Genomic DNA, 16,323 nt, shown 5'->3' with positions numbered 1-16,323 from the left:
GCGGCGTGCGCGCGATCGTGAAAGGACACGGATGACGCTGCAGGCTTGGCCGGGGTCGGCGTACCCCCTCGGCGCCACCTTCGACGGGAACGGCACCAATTTCGCCGTCTTCAGTGAGGGAGCGGAACGTGTCGAACTGTGCCTCTTCGACGACGACGGCTCCGAGACCCGGGTGGAGCTGCGCGACGTCGACGCGTTCGTGTGGCACGTGTACCTTCCCAATGTCGGACCCGGGCAGCGATACGGCTATCGCGTGCACGGTCCGTACGACCCCGCGAACGGGCTGCGGTTCAACCCGAGCAAGCTTCTGCTGGATCCCTACGCCAAGGCTGTCGACGGCGAGATCACGTGGGGGCAGTCGGTGTTCTCGTACACCTTCGGCGACCCTGATTCGTTCAACGATGAGGACTCCGCCGACGCGATGATGAAGGGGGTCGTGGTCAACCCGTTCTTCGACTGGACCGGAGACCGCCAGCCCAAGACCCCGTACGCCGAGACCCTCATCTACGAGGCCCACGTCAAGGGCCTGACCAAGCTCAATGAGCTGATCCCGGAGGAACTCCGCGGCACCTACAGCGGCATCGCCCACCCGGCGGTCATCGATCACCTGCTCAAGCTCGGTGTCACCGCGATCGAGCTCATGCCGGTGCACCAGTTCGTCAACGACTCCACCCTGCAGGACAAGGGTCTGGCGAACTACTGGGGGTACAACACCATCGCCTTCCTCGCCCCGCAGAACACCTACGCCTCCACCGGCCAGCGCGGCCAGCAGGTGCAGGAGTTCAAGGGCATGGTGCGCGCCCTGCACACCGCGGGCATCGAGGTCATCCTCGACGTGGTCTACAACCACACCGCCGAGGGCAATCACATGGGGCCGACGCTGTCGATGCGCGGCATGGACAACGAGGCCTACTACCGCCTCGAGCAGGACGACAAGCGCTACTACACCGACTACACCGGCACGGGTAACAGCCTGAACGTGGGGAATCCGCACGCGCTGCAGCTGATCATGGACTCCCTGCGGTACTGGGTGCTCGACATGCACGTGGACGGCTTCCGGTTCGACCTGGCCTCCACCCTCGCGAGGGAGTTCTACGACGTCGATCGCCTGGCGACGTTCTTCGAGCTCGTGCAGCAGGACCCGGTGGTCTCGCAGGTCAAGCTCATCGCCGAGCCGTGGGACGTCGGCCCCGGTGGATACCAGGTCGGCAACTTCCCGCCTCAGTGGACGGAGTGGAACGGCAAGTACCGCGACACCGTCCGCGACTTCTGGCGAGGTGAGCCGCAGGCGCTCGGGGAGTTCGCCTCGCGTCTGACCGGGTCGGCCGACCTCTACGAGCACTCGGGCCGTCGTCCGGTCGCCTCGATCAACTTCGTCACGGCCCACGACGGGTTCACGCTGCGCGATCTCGTCTCGTACAACGAAAAGCACAACGACGCCAACGGTGAGGACAACAACGACGGCGAATCGCACAATCGCTCGTACAACCACGGCGTCGAAGGACCCACCGACGACCCGGAGGTCCTGACGCTGCGCGCCCGCCAGCAGCGCAACTTCATCGCCACGCTGATGCTCAGCCAGGGCGTGCCGATGCTGCTGCACGGGGACGAGCTCGGGAGGACTCAGCAGGGGAACAACAACGGCTACGCGCAGGACAACGAGCTGACCTGGATGCACTGGGATACGGTCGACCAGCCTCTGCTGGAGTTCACCGCGGCCCTCGCGCGGCTGCGGCGCGATCATCCGACCTTCCGACGGAGCCGCTTCTTCAACGGCCGTCCGGTCCGGCGAGAAGAAGGCGCCCGGATCCCCGACATCGTCTGGCTCCGCCCGGACGGGTCGGAGATGCAGCCCGAGGACTGGGATTCCGGATTCGGACGCGCGATCGGTGTGTTCCTCAACGGCAACGGCATCCGGGAGCGCGACCGTCGTGGCGAGCCCATCTCGGACAAGCACTTCATCATCCTCTTCAACGCAGGTGATGAAGAGGTGGACTTCCACCTGCCCGCGGTCGAGTTCAGCCCCAAGTGGGACACCGTGGTCGACACGGCGGGGCAGCGCGCCGACTCCGCGGCTCTCGCGCCGGGTGAGTCCGTGCCCCTCGCGGCGAAGTCGCTGATGGTGCTGTGCGAGCACGAGGTGCCCGAGCCGGAGGTCGACCACTCGGTGGCGGCGTCCCTGGTTCTGCTGGCCGACTCCGAAGTGCCGCAGACTCCGCCGAAGGCCGAGGCCGGGCGGTGAGCTCGGCCGGAACTCCTTCTGCGGCGCCGGACCGCCGACATCCCGAATCGACGTACCGCCTCCAGATCCGGCGCTCCTTCGACCTGGATGATGCCGCGGGCGTGGTCGATTACCTCCGCGACCTGGGGGTGTCGTGGGCCTATCTCTCGCCGCTTCTCGCCGCCACCACGGGGTCGGACCACGGATACGACGTGGTGGACGTGTCCACGGTCGACCCTGAGCGGGGCGGCCCGGAGGCGTTGGCGAGGTTCGCCGCCGCGGCTCGGAACGCCGACCTCGGCATCCTCATCGACATCGTCCCCAACCACATGGGCATCTCGGCGCCCACCGAGAACGGTTGGTGGTGGGACGTGCTTCTCCGGGGCACCGGCTCGGTGCACGCCGACGCGTTCGACATCGACTGGGACTTCGGCGAGGGGCGCGTGCTGGTGCCGATCCTCGGCGGCGATGTCGACGCCGTCGTCGAGGGCGGCGAGATCACCGTGTCGCCCGAGACCGACGATCCCACCCTGTTCCCCTTCGGCTCCCTGCGGTACTTCGAGCACGCGTTCCCCCTCGCGGAGGGATCGGCGCCCGACAGCGAGACGTCGGACCCGACCGTCGTCCGAGAGGTGCTGAACCACCAGCACTACCGGCTGGCGTTCTGGCGCACGGAGGCGAACGATCTGAACTACCGCCGATTCTTCGCCGTCACCACCCTCGCCGGTGTGCGGGTCGAAGTGCCGGAGATCTTCGAGTCCACCCACGCCGAGATCCTCCGCTGGCTGCGCGAGGGCCTCGCCGACGGGCTCCGCGTGGACCACCCGGACGGGCTGCTCGACCCCGGCGCCTACCTGGAGCAGTTGGCCGCGGCGGCCCGCGCGGCGCGGGGAGCGCCGACGCACGTGCTGGTGGAGAAGATCCTCGAGCACGGGGAGGATCTTCCGACCTGGTGGCATACGGCCGGAACGACCGGGTACGACGCCATGGGGGAGATCGACCGACTCTTCATCGACCCCGACGGGGAGGGTCCCCTCGACGACCTCGATGCGCGGCTGCGAGCCGAGACCGGCGTGCCGGGAAGCGGCTGGTCCGATCTCATCCACACCACCAAGCGGATGATCGGCGACACGATCCAGCGCGCCGAGATCGCGAGGCTGGTGCGATCCTTGCCCCGGCCGGTCGAGCACGCCTCGGACGCATTCGCCGAGCTGCTCGCCTGCTTCCCCGTCTACCGGTCGTACCTTCCGGCCGGTGAGGAGCATCTCGTCCGGGCGACGGCCGAGGCGATGCGGCGCCGCCCCGACCTCGGACCCAGCCTCGGTGCGTTGAGGGAGATCCTCCGCGATCCGTCGCTCGAGGTCTCCCGTCGCTTCCAGCAGACGACCGGGCCGGTGATGGCGAAAGGCGTCGAGGACACCGCCTTCTACCGGTTCACACGTCTCGGCTCCCTCACCGAGGTCGGCGGCGACCCGGCGGTCTTCTCGATGACGCCGGCGCAGTTCCACCGGGCCCAGCAGCGCCGCCTCGCTGCCTGGCCGCACGCGATGACGGCGCTGTCGACCCACGACACCAAGCGCGGCGAAGACGTGCGCGCGCGCCTGAACGTACTCGCGGAGATCCCCGGGCGCTGGGCGGAGGTGTTGGAGAGCCTTCGCGCCGTGGCGACCACGGGGCACGGCCCGTTCGATGCGCTTCTCTGGCAGGCGATCATCGGCGCGTGGCCCGCCACTGCCGACCGCCTCCACGCGTACGCCGAGAAGGCAGCCCGCGAGGCGGCGGAGGCGACGGGGTGGTGGGACCCGGAAGAGGGCTTCGAGAAGAGGATGCATGCGCTCGTCGACGCCGCGTCCGCCCAGGCCCGTCCGTTGATCGAGGAGTTCGTCGCCGAGCTCTCCGGGTTCGGCTGGAGCAACTCCCTCGGGGCGAAACTGGTGCAGCTCACCGCACCGGGCTCGCCCGATGTCTACCAGGGCTCCGAGCTGTGGGAGATGTCGCTGGTCGACCCCGACAACCGTCGCCCGGTGGATTTCCCGCTCCGGCAGCGGATGCTGAAGGACCTCGACGCGGCGTTCGCCGAGGGCGACGTGCCACCGGTGGACGCCACCGCCCGGGCGAAGATGCTGGTGACTTCCCGCGCGCTGCGCCTTCGCCGGGATCGGCCGGACCTGTTCACCGTCCATCGCCCGGTCACCGTCGTCGGCGAGGCGTCCGAGCATGCCGTCGCATTCGATCGCGGCGGGTCGACGACGGTCGTCACGCGGCTGCCGGTCGGGCTCGCCCGCCGCGGCGGCTGGGGCAGGACGGCCCTCCTGCTTCCCGCGGGGGGCGTGGTCGACGCGCTGACGGGACGACGGTTCGGCGGCGGATTGATTCCGCTGTCACAGATTCTGCAGACCTATCCGGTTGCTCTCCTGATCGACGCCGACCGGACCGAGGAAGGAACATCTCGATGATGGAACTGTGGGCCCCCCGGGCCACCCGTGTCCGGTTGCGGCATGCCGGGGGAGACCTCGAGATGCAGGCGGCAGCGGGGGGCTGGTGGCGGGGTGAGGTGACGCTGGCCGACGGTGACCGATACGGCTTCGTGCTCGATGACGGCGACGCCGTCCGTCCTGATCCCCGCTCGCGTCGTCAGCCGCAGGGGGTGCACGAACCCTCCTCCTGGTTCCACGCCGACGCGCACGACTGGGACGATCACGCCTGGACGGGACGTCAGCTCGCCGGCGGCATCGTGTACGAGCTCCATGTCGGAACATTCACTCCCGAGGGGACCCTGGATGCGGCCGCCACGCGCCTCGATCACCTCGTCGGCCTCGGCGTGACGCACGTCGAGCTCCTCCCGGTGAACGGGTTCAACGGCGTCTGGAACTGGGGCTACGACGGAGTGCTGTGGTACACCGTGCACGAGGCGTACGGCGGGCCTGCCGCATACCAGCGATTCGTCGACGCCTGCCATGGACGTGGACTCGCCGTCATCCAGGACGTCGTCTACAACCACCTCGGTCCGAGTGGGAATTACCTCCCCGAGTACGGTCCGTACCTCCGCGACGCCGAACGGAACACGTGGGGTTCGTCGGTGAACCTCGACGAGCCGGCGGTGCGCTCGTTCATCGTCGAGAACGCGCTGATGTGGATGCGGGACTACCACGTCGACGGTCTGCGCCTGGACGCCGTGCATGCGCTGCTGGATCGCACCGATCGGCACATCCTGCAGGAGATCGCGGAGGAGACCGATCGGCTGAGCGCCCACGTCGGGCGGCCCCTGACCCTGATCGCCGAGTCGGACATGAACGACGCATCGCTCATCTCCGCCCGCGAGGCCGGGGGCTACGGCCTCACCGCGCAGTGGAGCGACGACTACCACCATGCGCTCCACGTCGCCCTCACCGGTGAGACGGTCGGATACTACGCCGATTTCGCTCCCCTGTCCGCGCTGGTGAAGGCCTCGACCCGGGGGTTCTTCCACGACGGGACGTGGTCGTCGTTCCGCGGACGCGAACACGGCCGGCCCATCGACCCGCGCATCCCGACCTGGCGGCTTGTGACCTACAGCCAGGACCACGATCAGATCGGGAACCGCGCAGCCGGTGACCGGCTGTCTCAATCGCTGGATGAAGGGGGCCTGCGCATCGGCGCGGTGCTCACTCTGCTGGCCCCGTTCACCCCCATGCTCTTCATGGGCGAGGAATGGGCAGCGAGCACCCCGTGGCAGTTCTTCACCTCGCATCCCGAGCCCGAGCTGGCCAAGGCGACTGCCGACGGGCGGCTGGCGGAGTTCGCCGCCATGGGTTGGGACGAATCGGTCGTCCCCGATCCGCAGGATCCGGCGACCTTCGAGCGCTCGCACCTCGACTGGGCCGAGGCGACATCCGACGCCGCCGAGCCCCGGCATCGTCGCACGCTCGCGCTCTACCGGGAGCTCGCGCGGTTGCGCCGAGAGCTTCCCGACCTCACCGACCCCGACTTCGCGGCGCTGTCCGCGGAGGCCGACGAGGACGCGCGCACGTTCGTGCTGCATCGCGGTGGCGTCGACGTGATGGTGAACTTCGGCACCGACGCGGTGACGCTGCCGATGAGAGAGACATCGCGTGTGCTGCTGACGACCGATGATGCGGTGTCGGTCGACGGCGCGCGGGTCACCCTCCCGGGGCGCAGTGCGGCGGTGACGACGCTCTGAGAGCGCTCAGTCCACCCCGAGGAAGCTCCGGTCGGTCAGGACGATCGGACCGTCGTCGGTGATGGCGACGGTGTGCTCGGAATGCGCACCTCGCGAGCCGTCCGCGCTGCGGAGGGTCCAGCCGTCGGGATCGGTGATCAGCTGGTCCGTGGAGGCGAGGAACCAGGGTTCGAGGGCGAGGACGAGGCCGGCGCGAAGGGGGTAGCCGCGGCCCGCCTTGCCGTCGTTGGGCACGTGCGGGTCGCCGTGCATCGTCCGGCCGACTCCGTGTCCCCCGAAATCGGTGTTGATGAGGTAGCCGTCCGCGCGAGCCACCGCGGCCACCGCGGCGGAGATGTCGCCGATGCGGTGGCCGGTCTCTGCCGCGTCGATGGCGGCGGAGAGGGCGCGCTGCGTCGTGTCGATCAGAGCCAGATCCTCGTCGCGCGGCGTGCCGACGACGAAGGAGACTGCGGAGTCGGCAACCCACCCGTCCACGGCGACCGCGAAGTCCAGCGACACCAGATCGCCGTCACGGAGCGCGTAATCGAAGGGCAGTCCGTGAAGAACGGCGTCGTTGATCGAGGTGCACAGCACCTTCCCGAAGGGCGAGGCGCCGAAAGACGGGTGGTAGTCGATGTAGCAGGACTCCGCTCCCGCCCGACGGATCATCTCGTGCGCCCGCTGATCGAGCGCGAGGAGATTGGTTCCCACCCTCGCGTCATCGCGAAGCGCCGCGAGGACCTCCGCCACGAATCGACCCGCAGGCCTCATCGCCTCGATCTCAGCCGGGGTGCGCAACTCGATCATCCATTTCCTTCCGTCATCCTCCATTCTCGCGGAGTGCGCGCTGTGAGATGGCCGTCCGACCTCTGGGACGCCCTGCCCCGCGTCTCGGGACGGGCGTAGCATCGCCTCATGGTGCTCCGACGCGCGGTCTACCGGTGGCTGTTCCCGGCGGCCTTCGTCCTGCCGCTCTGGCTGCTCGTCGGCTGGGGTGTCTTCAACGCCGGAGGGTGGGCCTTCCTCTGGGTGCTCCTGCTGGGCATGCCGTCGGTCTTCATCGGACAGATCATCCTGACTCTGCTCGTGCGAGCCCGAGGGACGGTGCGCGCCGAGCGTGCGGTGTCGTGGCTGGATGTCGCGGGCTTCGCGGTGCTTCATGCTCTGACCGTGTCGCTCGGGTTCTTCGGGACCTGGTGGTGGGGTGGGGCGTTCGGCCTGACGATCGCCGTCGCGCTGGCGGTGTTCTGGTCGCAGCTGTGGCAGCTGTGGCGCGAAGCGCGGCCCACGGGGCTCGTGGCGTTCCGATCGGCGTCGTCCGCCTACCTCGGTGAAGGATCGGCGCCGGCGCGATCACGACCCGCCGACGTCGTCGTGATCGAGGAACGCAGCGACCTGCGGTGACGTGCGCCGGCAGCGTTTTGCCGGCATCGAGATCCATGGCAGAATAGCTGTTTGTGCCCTGCACGGCTCTGCCTCAGGGGAGCACGCCGTTCGCTCCGCAACGCGAAGGGTTCGGGCACACCATCCCGTCATCGTGACGCGGTCGACCTGTGGCGGCCGCAGGAAGTGATCCCTCATGCAGATCCTCGACTCCGTCGACGCAGCGTCGCTGCGCTCCGACATCCCCGACTTCGGCCCCGGTGACACCGTCAAGGTGCACGTCAACATCACCGAGGGCAACCGCTCCCGCATCCAGATCTTCCAGGGCGCCGTCATCGGCCGCTCGGGAGACGGCGTCCGTGAGACCTTCACCGTGCGCAAGATCAGCTTCCAGGTCGGCGTGGAGCGTACGTTCCCGGTTCACAGCCCGGTGATCGACCACATCGAGGTCGTCACCCGCGGCGATGTGCGCCGCGCCAAGCTCTACTACCTCCGGGCCCTCCGCGGCAAGAAGGCCAAGATCAAGGAGAAGCGCGACAGCTGAGCGCGCTGAAGGTCGAACGCCCCGGTCATCGCCGGGGCGTTCGGCGTTCGCGGGATATTCCCCGCATCGGCGGACCGACGACTCCGCGCGAGTGTGTCACCCTGGTAGGACGCCGCACCGACCGGGGCGGGAGGCCCCGAGAAGGATCCGATGACCACCGAGCAACACGCGACGGCCGACCGCTTCCCCTCCCGGAGGTCGCAGCCCGAGGGCCGCAGGCGGGGCTGGGGCATCTTCCTCCGGGACGTCCTGATCATCGTCCTCATCGCACTCGTGGTGTCCTTCCTCGTCAAGACCTTCGTCGTCCGGTCGTTCTACATCCCGTCGGGATCGATGGAGAACACCCTCAACGTCAACGACCGCATCCTCGTCGATGAGCTGACGCCGCGTTTCGGGGGATACGAGCGTGGGGACATCGTGGTGTTCCGCGATCCGGGTGGGTGGCTGCCGCCCTCCGAGGCACCGAGCCGCGGCCCGATCGTCGACGGTGCGGAGTGGATCCTGTCCCTCATCGGTCTCGCCGCGCCGGACAGCGACGACCATCTCGTCAAGCGGATCATCGGACTGCCGGGAGACCACGTGGTCTGTTGCAACACCCTCGGGCAGATCACGATCAACGATGTCCCCATCGACGAGATGGACTACCTCAAGCTCCCCGGCGGGGTCAGTCGCGCCTCGGCCGAGGATTTCGATGTCACCGTGCCCGAGGACCGTCTGTGGGTGCTCGGTGACAACCGCAACAGCTCGCGGGACTCGCGGTTCAACCAGGACCAGCCGGGCGAGGGGTTCGTCCCGCTCGAGAACGTGGTCGGCCGGGCATTCCTGACGACGTGGCCGCTGCCCCGATTCGGGCTGCTGGACTTCCACCACGAGGTTTTCGCGGGGGTCCCGGAGCCTGCCGACCAGCCGTGACCGTGATCGAACCGCGCCTCACCCTCGAGCGACGGCTGCTCCGTGAGCATCCGGTCGTCATCGCCTGCGATGAGGTCGGACGCGGCGCCCTGGCGGGGCCGGTGGCGGTGGGGGCCGTCGCCGTCGACGCGCCGCGATCGCGCAAGCGCGTGCCGCAGGGTCTGCGGGATTCCAAACTCGTGCCCGAACATCACCGGCCGGCCGTTGCGGCAAGAGCGGCCTCGTGGGTGGCAGCCAGCGCCGTCGGATGGGCCTCGGCCGACGAGATCGACCAGATCGGCATCATGCGTGCTCTGGGGCTTGCCACGATCCGGGCGCTCGCGGATCTGCGCGCCCACGGAGTGATCGCGGAGGAGGCCATCGTGATCCTCGACGGCAACTACGACTACATCACTCCGGCAGGTGCGAGAGACCTGCAGGTGCGTCCGGTGATCAAGGCCGACCGGGACTGCGCCAGCGCCGCAGCGGCGTCGGTCATCGCGAAAGTCGCGCGCGACACGCTGATGACGGGGTTGCACGACGAGTCACCCGCATATCAATGGCTGCGAAACAAGGGGTACGCGAGCCCCGAGCACCGAGCGGCGATCCGCTCGCACGGTCTGAGCAGGCATCACCGGTCGTCGTGGTCGATCGCGGACGCACCGACACTGTTCTGACATCGGCACTGCCGGCGGTCAGAGCGTGGATCCACCGCAGGCGATCTAGAGTGGACTCACCATGGACGACGAGGTATTCGAAGACTACGACCGCGAGCTCGAGCTGGCACTGTACCGCGAGTACCGCGATGTCGTGGGTCAGTTCGCGTACGTGATCGAGACGGAGCGCCGCTTCTACCTCGCCAATGAGGTCAATGTGGTGCGCCGGGATACCGAGCACGACTTCTACTTCGAGATCACGATGAACGACGTCTGGGTGTGGGACATCTACCGCGCCGATCGGTTCGTGAAAGCGGTGCGGGTGCTGACCTTCAAGGACGTCAACGTCGAAGAGCTATCCCGACGCGATTTCCAGCTGCCTGAGGAGCTCTCGCTCGACAGCTGACGCGCCGCGTCCTCTCCTGCACAGCGAGCCTCGTCCGGTCTCTGTGCACGGATGCCGGAAGGCGGCAGCCGCGGGATGCCATGACCGATCACGATCGGAGCATGGCAGTCAAGGACGAGGTCGGCAGAGCCGGCGAAGAGCGCGCAGCGGCATATCTCCAGGAGCAGGGATGGCGCGTGATCGCGCGCAACTGGCGGTGTGCCGCGGGAGAGATCGATGTCGTCGCCGAGGATGGTCTTGACCTCGTCGTGGTCGAGGTCAAGACCCGGCGCGGCGAGGACTTCGGTCATCCCCTCGAAGCGGTCGACGCTCGCAAGCGCCTGCGGCTGTGGCGCCTGGCGATGGCGTGGATCGCGGCCCACCCCGAACAGGCCCAGGGGCGCCGCCTCAGACTCGACGCCGTGTCGGTCCTCGGACCCGATCCTCGAACGGCGACGATCGAGCACCTGCGGGATCTGCGATGACCGTGGTCCGCACCCGGGCCGTCGCTCTCACGGGACTGGACGGGGCCCTCGTCGAGGTCGAGGCCGACCTCTCGCAGCAGACTCCCGACTTCCGGATCATCGGCTTGCCCGACAAATCGCTCGGAGAGGCCGTTCAGCGGGTCCACAACGCCTGCGCGAACAATGGGCTGACGCTGCCGCGACGCAAGCTCACCGTCAACCTGTCGCCCGCGAGCCTGCCCAAGAACGGGTCCGGATTCGACGTCGCGATCGCGGTCGCAGCGATCGCGACCGAGCTTCCGCTGTCGCGCAAATCGCTCGACGCCACGGTGCACATCGGCGAACTCGGGTTGGACGGACGCCTCCGTCCGGTCCCGGGCGTCCTGCCCGCCGTTCTCGCCGCCGCCCGAAAGGGCATCCGCCGCGCAGTGGTGCCTCATGCCAACCGCGAGGAGGCGCAGCTGGTGACCGGGATGAAAGTGCTCGGCGCCGTCAACATCGCTGAGGTGGTCGCCTTCCACGGCGCATCCGTCGCGGTACCCGAGCAGCCCGCGGTTGCGACCGAGCGCCCCGAGGAGAGGGCGGGGGAAGCTCTCGAACTGGCAGACGTGGTAGGCCAACGCGAAGCGGTGAGCGCCCTCATCGTCGCCGCCGCCGGGGGTCATCACATCCTCATGAGCGGTCCTCCGGGGGCGGGCAAGACGATGCTGGCGCGGCGTCTTCCCGGCATCCTGCCTCCTCTCGACGAGGAGGCTGCTCTCCTGGCGGCATCCGTCCGGTCGCTCGGCGGCGAAGTCGTCTCCGCCCTTCGACGTACCCCGCCCTTCGAAGCCCCTCACCACAGCGCGAGCGTGGCTGCGCTGGTCGGCGGGGGATCCCGGATCATCCGGCCGGGCGCGATCGCCCGCGCAGCAACCGGCATCCTGTTCCTCGATGAGGCGGGGGAGTTTCCCGCGCACGCGCTGGACGCATTGCGCCAGCCCCTGGAGAGCGGGCGCATCACCATCCACCGGGCCGGGGCGGTGGCGGAGTTTCCGGCGCGCTTCCAGCTCGTTGCGGCGACCAACCCGTGTCCTTGCGGACAGTTCGCCGTGCCCGGCGGGGCGTGTGTCTGTCCGCCCGTCGCCATCCGTCGCTATCTCGGACGGCTCTCCGGCCCGCTGCTGGACCGGATCGACATCGAACTGTCCATGCGTCGGGTTTCGGTCGCTCCCGGACAGGGCGATGTCGGGGGCACCACGACCGCCGCCGCACACGCTCAGGTGCAGGAAGCGCGCGGACGCGCTGCGCATCGCCTCCGCGACACCCCGTGGCGAACGAATGCCGACGTCTCGGGGAGCTGGCTTCGGCGGGGACCGGCCGCACCATCCCCGATCATCCGCCGACCCCTCGATGCCGCGCTCCATCGTGGCGCGCTGACCCTGCGCGGCTACGACCGCGTCCTCAGGGTCGCCTGGTCGCTGGCCGACCTCGGCGGTCGCCCCCAACTGAGCGTCGAGGACATCGGACGCGCTCTGTTCCTGAAGAAGGGGGTGACCGCGTGAGCTCGTGGCCGGTGTCCTCCGACACCGCCAGACGTGCCCTGGCGGGCGCCCGCGGAGCGGGTAGGTCCGGCCCCGACGTGCTCGACACGTGGGCGCGGGTGGCGTGGAACCTTCTCACCGAACCCGGTGACGGGCCCGCCGGTGCCCTCATCGCGGAGTGCGGCGCCGCTCAGGCGCTCGAGATCGCGGTGCGCGGGCTCCCCGCCCCCGCGCACCTTTCGGCGGACGTGGATCGGGGCCGGGAGCGCTGGATGCCGCGGTGGCGGCCGGAGGGCATCGCTGAGGCGTGCGCTGCTGCAGCCCGCGCCGGCGTGCATCTCATCGTCCCGGGGGACCCGTCGTGGCCCGCGCCCGTGGACGACCTCGGATCGCATCGGCCCGTCGTGCTCTGGGTGCGCGGAAGCGACGAGCTGCTGAGACCGGCGGGCGGTGCGGTCGCGTTGGTCGGGGCGCGCGCGGCAACCGGCTACGGCGAGCACGTCGCCGGAGAGCTCGCCGCAGACCTCGCCGGTTCCGGAACAACGGTGGTGTCCGGCGCGGCGTACGGCATCGACGGCGCCGCCCACCGAGCTGCGCTCTCCGTCGGCGGCACCACCCTGGCTTTCCTCGCCGGCGGCGCTGACCGTCCTTATCCCGCCGGTCACAGCCAGCTGATCGATCGGATCGCCACCTCGGGTGCGGTCATCAGCGAAGCCCCGTGCGGTGCGGCGCCGACGAAGTGGCGGTTCCTCCAGCGGAACCGGCTGATCGCGGCGATCTCCGATGCGACCGTCGTCGTCGAGGCGGGGTGGCGAAGCGGCTCGCTCAACACAGCCGGTCATGCCGCGTCCCTGGGGAGGCCACTCGGCGCGGTGCCCGGGCCGATCACCAGCACCGCCTCGGCGGGGTGTCATCGGCTCATGCGGGACTACGACGCGCGCTGCATCACCTCCGCGGACGATGTCCGCGAGCTCCTCGGCTGGGAGGACGGGACGCTCCTCCCGGCGGTGAACGGAAACCGCACCGACCGGACCACGCGCGTCATGGATGCACTCAGCGTCCGAGCGGAGAGGGACCTCACCCAGATCGCACGGTCCTGCGGCCTGGCACCGGCGGAGGTCGAAGCGGAGCTCGGGATCCTCGCTCTCTCCGGAGGCGTGGAGCGCGGCAGGAGCGGATGGCGCCGGGTCGCTTCCTGGAAGCGATGAGCGCTCCGCCGCGCGGCGTCGCTGCGCTCGGAGCGCATCGGGCATTCTGGGGTGATGCGGCTCTCCGCGGTCATCGAACGTCACCTGGCGCACCTGCGCGACGTCCGGCGGCTGTCCCCGGCGACGGTCCGCGCGTACCGCAGCGATCTGCGCGACCTCACCCACATCCTGGACGACCCCGAGATCGGCGAGATCACTCGCGAGGATCTGCGCGAGTGGCTCTGGCACGTTCAGCAGAGCGGGGCCTCCCGCGCGACCCTGGCACGGCGGGCTGCGTCGGCGCGGGGACTGTTCGCCTGGGCGGTGGCCGACGGCGACCTGCCGACCGACCCCGCCTCGCGTCTGCTCACCCCGAAACGCGGACGAACTCTGCCGACGGTCGCCCCCGCTGTCGCACTCGCCGAGGTGCTCGCCGAGCTGGGAGCCGCAGCATCGGAGACCGGAGACCCTCTCGCGCTGCGCGACCACGCGATTCTCGAGCTCCTCTACGGGGCCGGCATCCGAGTCTCAGAACTCTGCGGTCTCGACAGCGACGACGTCGATCGCGATCGGCGCACCCTGCGGGTGTGGGGCAAAGGAGCCAAGGAGCGCGTCGTCCCGTTCGGCGGGCCCGCCGCCGCGGCCCTGGACGCGTGGCTCGTGCGGGCGCGGCCCGCACTCCTCGCGCGACTCGAGGATAGAGCCGGTGCACAGGCGGCGCTCTTTCTCGGGGCGCGCGGCGGACGGCTCGGCCCGCGCGCCGTGTACGACCTCGTCGCCCGGACGGTCGGCCCCCTCGTCGGAAGACCCGTCGGCCCCCACGCCCTGCGGCACAGCGCCGCCACCCACCTCCTCGACGGTGGTGCCGACCTGCGCAGCGTCCAGGAGATCCTCGGTCACGAGAGCCTCGGCACGACGCAGATCTACACCCACGTCTCGCACGAACGTCTCACCGCGTCCTACCGTCTGGCGCATCCCCGGGCCTGATCCGCCGCATCCTCAGCAGCACGGGAGGAGGACCGCGCGCGGCACACCTCCGAGGAGCAGCATCGGGTTGATGTAGGCGCCGTCCCACCGCACACCGAAGTGGAGGGTGCCCGGCGCACTGTGACCGCCCTCCGCCAGGGCGGCGACGACATCCCCGCGTTCGACCGCCGTTCCCGGCGGGACGACGCCGGCGGCGGGTTCCAACGTGGAGACGAACCCCTTCCCATGGTCGATCGTGACCACAGGACGCCCGGCCACCTGTCCGGTGAAGGCGATCACCCCGTCGGCAGGCGCGACGACATCCGCCGATGCGGGGGACCCGACCGGGGCGATGTCGATCCCTCGATGGCCCGGTGCGTACTCGTGCGCGGGCGCGATATAGGGACTGACGAGTCGGAACGGGATGAGCGGCCATCCCCAGGTCTCCACCAGGGGAATCGACACATCGTCGTCGGGAACCGCCGCGCCGGCAGGACTGAGGCCTGCGACCGCGAGGGCGGAACCGAGGACGACAGCCAGCCGGAATCCTGCTGGCCGACCAGTCCGGTGCTGTCGGTGTGACGGCGCACGCGAGGACATGGGGCAAGGGTCGCTCACCCAGCCACGCGAAGGGCCGGGCGCGAACGGATCTGTGGAGTCGTGACACGTGCCCGCGCGTGGGGAGGAGAGGACGCGGGCACCACGACGCTGATAGACTCTCCTTCGCACCCCGACCTCGGGGTGACTACGCGTGCCCTCAGCGCGCCGCGACGACTCCGGTCCCGCGGTGCGCGGCATCCTTCCCACGGTCTCCACCCGACATCGTCGCGTGCGAGCGGAAGGCGGTCGGGTACCAGGCATCACCGGTCGATCGACCGGGAGGAAAACCGAAACGGCGCGACTGCGCCAGAGAAGGAGAACGGCCATGGCCGTCGTCACCATCCGCCAGCTGCTCGACAGCGGCGTTCACTTCGGACACCAGACCCGTCGGTGGAATCCGAAGGTCAAGCGCTTCATCCTCACGGAGCGCAGTGGCATCCACATCATCGACCTCCAGCAGTCGCTGTCGTACATCGACAAGGCGTACGAGTTCGTCAAGGAGACCGTCGCACACGGTGGGACCGTCCTGTTCGTCGGGACGAAGAAGCAGGCCCAGGAAGTCATCGCCGAGCAGGCGACCCGCGTCGGCCAGCCCTACGTCAACCAGCGCTGGCTCGGTGGACTCCTCACCAACTTCCAGACGGTGTCCAAGCGCCTGGCGCGCATGAAGGAACTCGAAGAGCTCGACTACGACAACCCGGCGGAGAGCGGCTTCACCAAGAAGGAACTGCTGCTGAAGAAGCGCGAGCTCGACAAGCTGCACAAGTCGCTCGGCGGTATCCGCAACATGTCCAAGACGCCTTCGGCGATCTGGGTCGTGGACGCCAAGCGCGAGCACCTCGCCGTCGATGAGGCCACGAAGCTCGGCATCCCGATCATCGGCATCCTCGACACCAACGCCGACCCTGACGAGTTCCAGTACCCCATCCCCGGCAACGACGACGCCATCCGCTCGGTGTCGCTGTTGACGCGGATCATCGCCGACGCCGCTGCCGAGGGCCTGATCCAGCGCCACCAGCCCGCAGACGCCGACGAGGCCGCCGAGCCGCTCGCCGAGTGGGAGCGCGAGCTCCTCGAGCAGGGCTCGACGGTCACGGGCGCCGCCGACGTCTCGGTCGCTGCGACAGAGACCGCCGCCGACGAAGCCGGAGCAGCCGCCGCGGAGGAGGTCGTCGCCGTCGAGACCGCCGAGACGCCCGAGCCGGGCGCGGAGGCCGCCGAGACCCCCGAGCCGGGCGCGGAGGCCGCTGACGCCCCCGAGGCCGTCGCCGACGAGGCCACCGAGAAGTAGGCCGTCGTTCCTCCGGGGTGAGGTGGACATTCCGCACCCCGGAGGAACCC

Annotated in this window: 15 protein-coding genes; 13 read left to right on the top strand and 2 right to left on the bottom strand. The window is 69.4% G+C overall.

Features of this window, described 5'->3' with window-relative positions:
- The first annotated feature begins 37 nt into the window (after positions 1-37).
- The 3 genes from glgX to treZ are packed head-to-tail and all read left to right on the top strand — an operon-like array spanning position 38 to position 6,401.
- Positions 38-2,242 (top strand): glycogen debranching protein GlgX, encoded by a 2,205-nt coding sequence (gene glgX / locus QSU92_RS00630; protein ID WP_289265974.1) that lies wholly within the window; start codon positions 38-40, stop codon positions 2,240-2,242.
- Positions 2,239-4,677, top strand: coding sequence for a malto-oligosyltrehalose synthase (gene treY / locus QSU92_RS00625; RefSeq protein ID WP_289264129.1), 2,439 nt, complete (start codon positions 2,239-2,241; stop codon positions 4,675-4,677). Before glgX ends, treY begins: the two co-directional genes overlap by 4 nt.
- Entirely contained in the window at positions 4,674-6,401 is a 1,728-nt protein-coding gene (gene treZ / locus QSU92_RS00620) for a malto-oligosyltrehalose trehalohydrolase (RefSeq protein WP_289264127.1), read from the top strand. Before treY ends, treZ begins: the two co-directional genes overlap by 4 nt.
- Before the next feature lie 6 nt (positions 6,402-6,407).
- On the opposite strand, the gene map is transcribed toward treZ, so the two are convergent.
- Positions 6,408-7,190, bottom strand: coding sequence for a type I methionyl aminopeptidase (map, locus tag QSU92_RS00615; RefSeq protein ID WP_289264125.1), 783 nt, complete (start codon positions 7,188-7,190; stop codon positions 6,408-6,410).
- Positions 7,191-7,298: 108 nt separating this feature from the next.
- Here map and QSU92_RS00610 point away from each other — a divergent pair, with 108 nt between their 5' ends.
- The 9 genes from QSU92_RS00610 to QSU92_RS00570 all read left to right on the top strand — a co-directional run bounded on the left by QSU92_RS00610 (position 7,299) and on the right by QSU92_RS00570 (position 14,403).
- Positions 7,299-7,787 carry an MFS transporter permease gene (locus QSU92_RS00610; protein WP_289264123.1) on the top strand — a complete coding sequence of 163 codons (489 nt, stop codon included), beginning with the start codon at positions 7,299-7,301 and terminating at the stop codon, positions 7,785-7,787.
- A gap of 175 nt (positions 7,788-7,962) precedes the next feature.
- Positions 7,963-8,310 (top strand): 50S ribosomal protein L19, encoded by a 348-nt coding sequence (gene rplS / locus QSU92_RS00605; RefSeq protein ID WP_289264121.1) that lies wholly within the window; start codon positions 7,963-7,965, stop codon positions 8,308-8,310.
- A 150-nt stretch (positions 8,311-8,460) separates the two neighbouring features.
- On the top strand, positions 8,461-9,222 hold the full coding sequence (gene lepB / locus QSU92_RS00600; protein WP_289264119.1) for a signal peptidase I: 762 nt from the start codon (positions 8,461-8,463) through the stop codon (positions 9,220-9,222).
- The gene (locus tag QSU92_RS00595; RefSeq protein ID WP_289264116.1) at positions 9,219-9,878 is read left to right on the top strand and encodes a ribonuclease HII; all 660 of its coding nucleotides are present in this window, start codon (positions 9,219-9,221) and stop codon (positions 9,876-9,878) included. Before lepB ends, QSU92_RS00595 begins: the two co-directional genes overlap by 4 nt.
- A 61-nt stretch (positions 9,879-9,939) precedes the next feature.
- The gene (locus QSU92_RS00590; RefSeq protein ID WP_124293411.1) at positions 9,940-10,263 is read left to right on the top strand and encodes a DUF2469 family protein; all 324 of its coding nucleotides are present in this window, start codon (positions 9,940-9,942) and stop codon (positions 10,261-10,263) included.
- Positions 10,264-10,364: 101 nt separating this feature from the next.
- Positions 10,365-10,727: a YraN family protein gene (locus tag QSU92_RS00585; RefSeq protein ID WP_289264113.1), complete on the top strand. Its 363-nt coding sequence runs from the start codon at positions 10,365-10,367 to the stop codon at positions 10,725-10,727.
- Positions 10,724-12,250, top strand: a complete 1,527-nt coding sequence (locus tag QSU92_RS00580) for a YifB family Mg chelatase-like AAA ATPase (protein ID WP_289264111.1) — start codon at positions 10,724-10,726, stop codon at positions 12,248-12,250. Before QSU92_RS00585 ends, QSU92_RS00580 begins: the two co-directional genes overlap by 4 nt.
- Complete coding sequence (dprA, locus tag QSU92_RS00575) at positions 12,247-13,437, top strand: DNA-processing protein DprA (RefSeq protein WP_289264109.1); 1,191 nt, start codon at positions 12,247-12,249, stop codon at positions 13,435-13,437. The genes QSU92_RS00580 and dprA overlap by 4 nt, the downstream gene beginning before the upstream one ends.
- 54 nt (positions 13,438-13,491) lie before the next feature.
- Positions 13,492-14,403, top strand: a complete 912-nt coding sequence (locus QSU92_RS00570) for a tyrosine recombinase XerC (protein WP_289264106.1) — start codon at positions 13,492-13,494, stop codon at positions 14,401-14,403.
- Positions 14,404-14,415: 12 nt separating this feature from the next.
- Here QSU92_RS00570 and QSU92_RS00565 read toward each other — a convergent pair whose 3' ends face one another.
- Positions 14,416-14,982: a M23 family metallopeptidase gene (locus QSU92_RS00565; protein ID WP_289264104.1), complete on the bottom strand. Its 567-nt coding sequence runs from the start codon at positions 14,980-14,982 to the stop codon at positions 14,416-14,418.
- Between the two features lie 325 nt (positions 14,983-15,307).
- Between QSU92_RS00565 and rpsB the strand changes: the two genes are divergently transcribed.
- The gene (gene rpsB, locus QSU92_RS00560) at positions 15,308-16,273 is read left to right on the top strand and encodes a 30S ribosomal protein S2 (protein WP_289264102.1); all 966 of its coding nucleotides are present in this window, start codon (positions 15,308-15,310) and stop codon (positions 16,271-16,273) included.
- The last annotated feature ends 50 nt before the right edge of the window (positions 16,274-16,323 follow it).

Origin of the sequence: Microbacterium sp. ET2 (assembly GCF_030347395.1) — a bacterium.
GTDB classification, from domain to species: Bacteria; Actinomycetota; Actinomycetes; order Actinomycetales; family Microbacteriaceae; genus Microbacterium; species Microbacterium albipurpureum.
The sequence above is the reverse complement of the archived record's forward strand: the minus strand, read 5'-3'. Positions and strand labels throughout refer to the sequence as shown.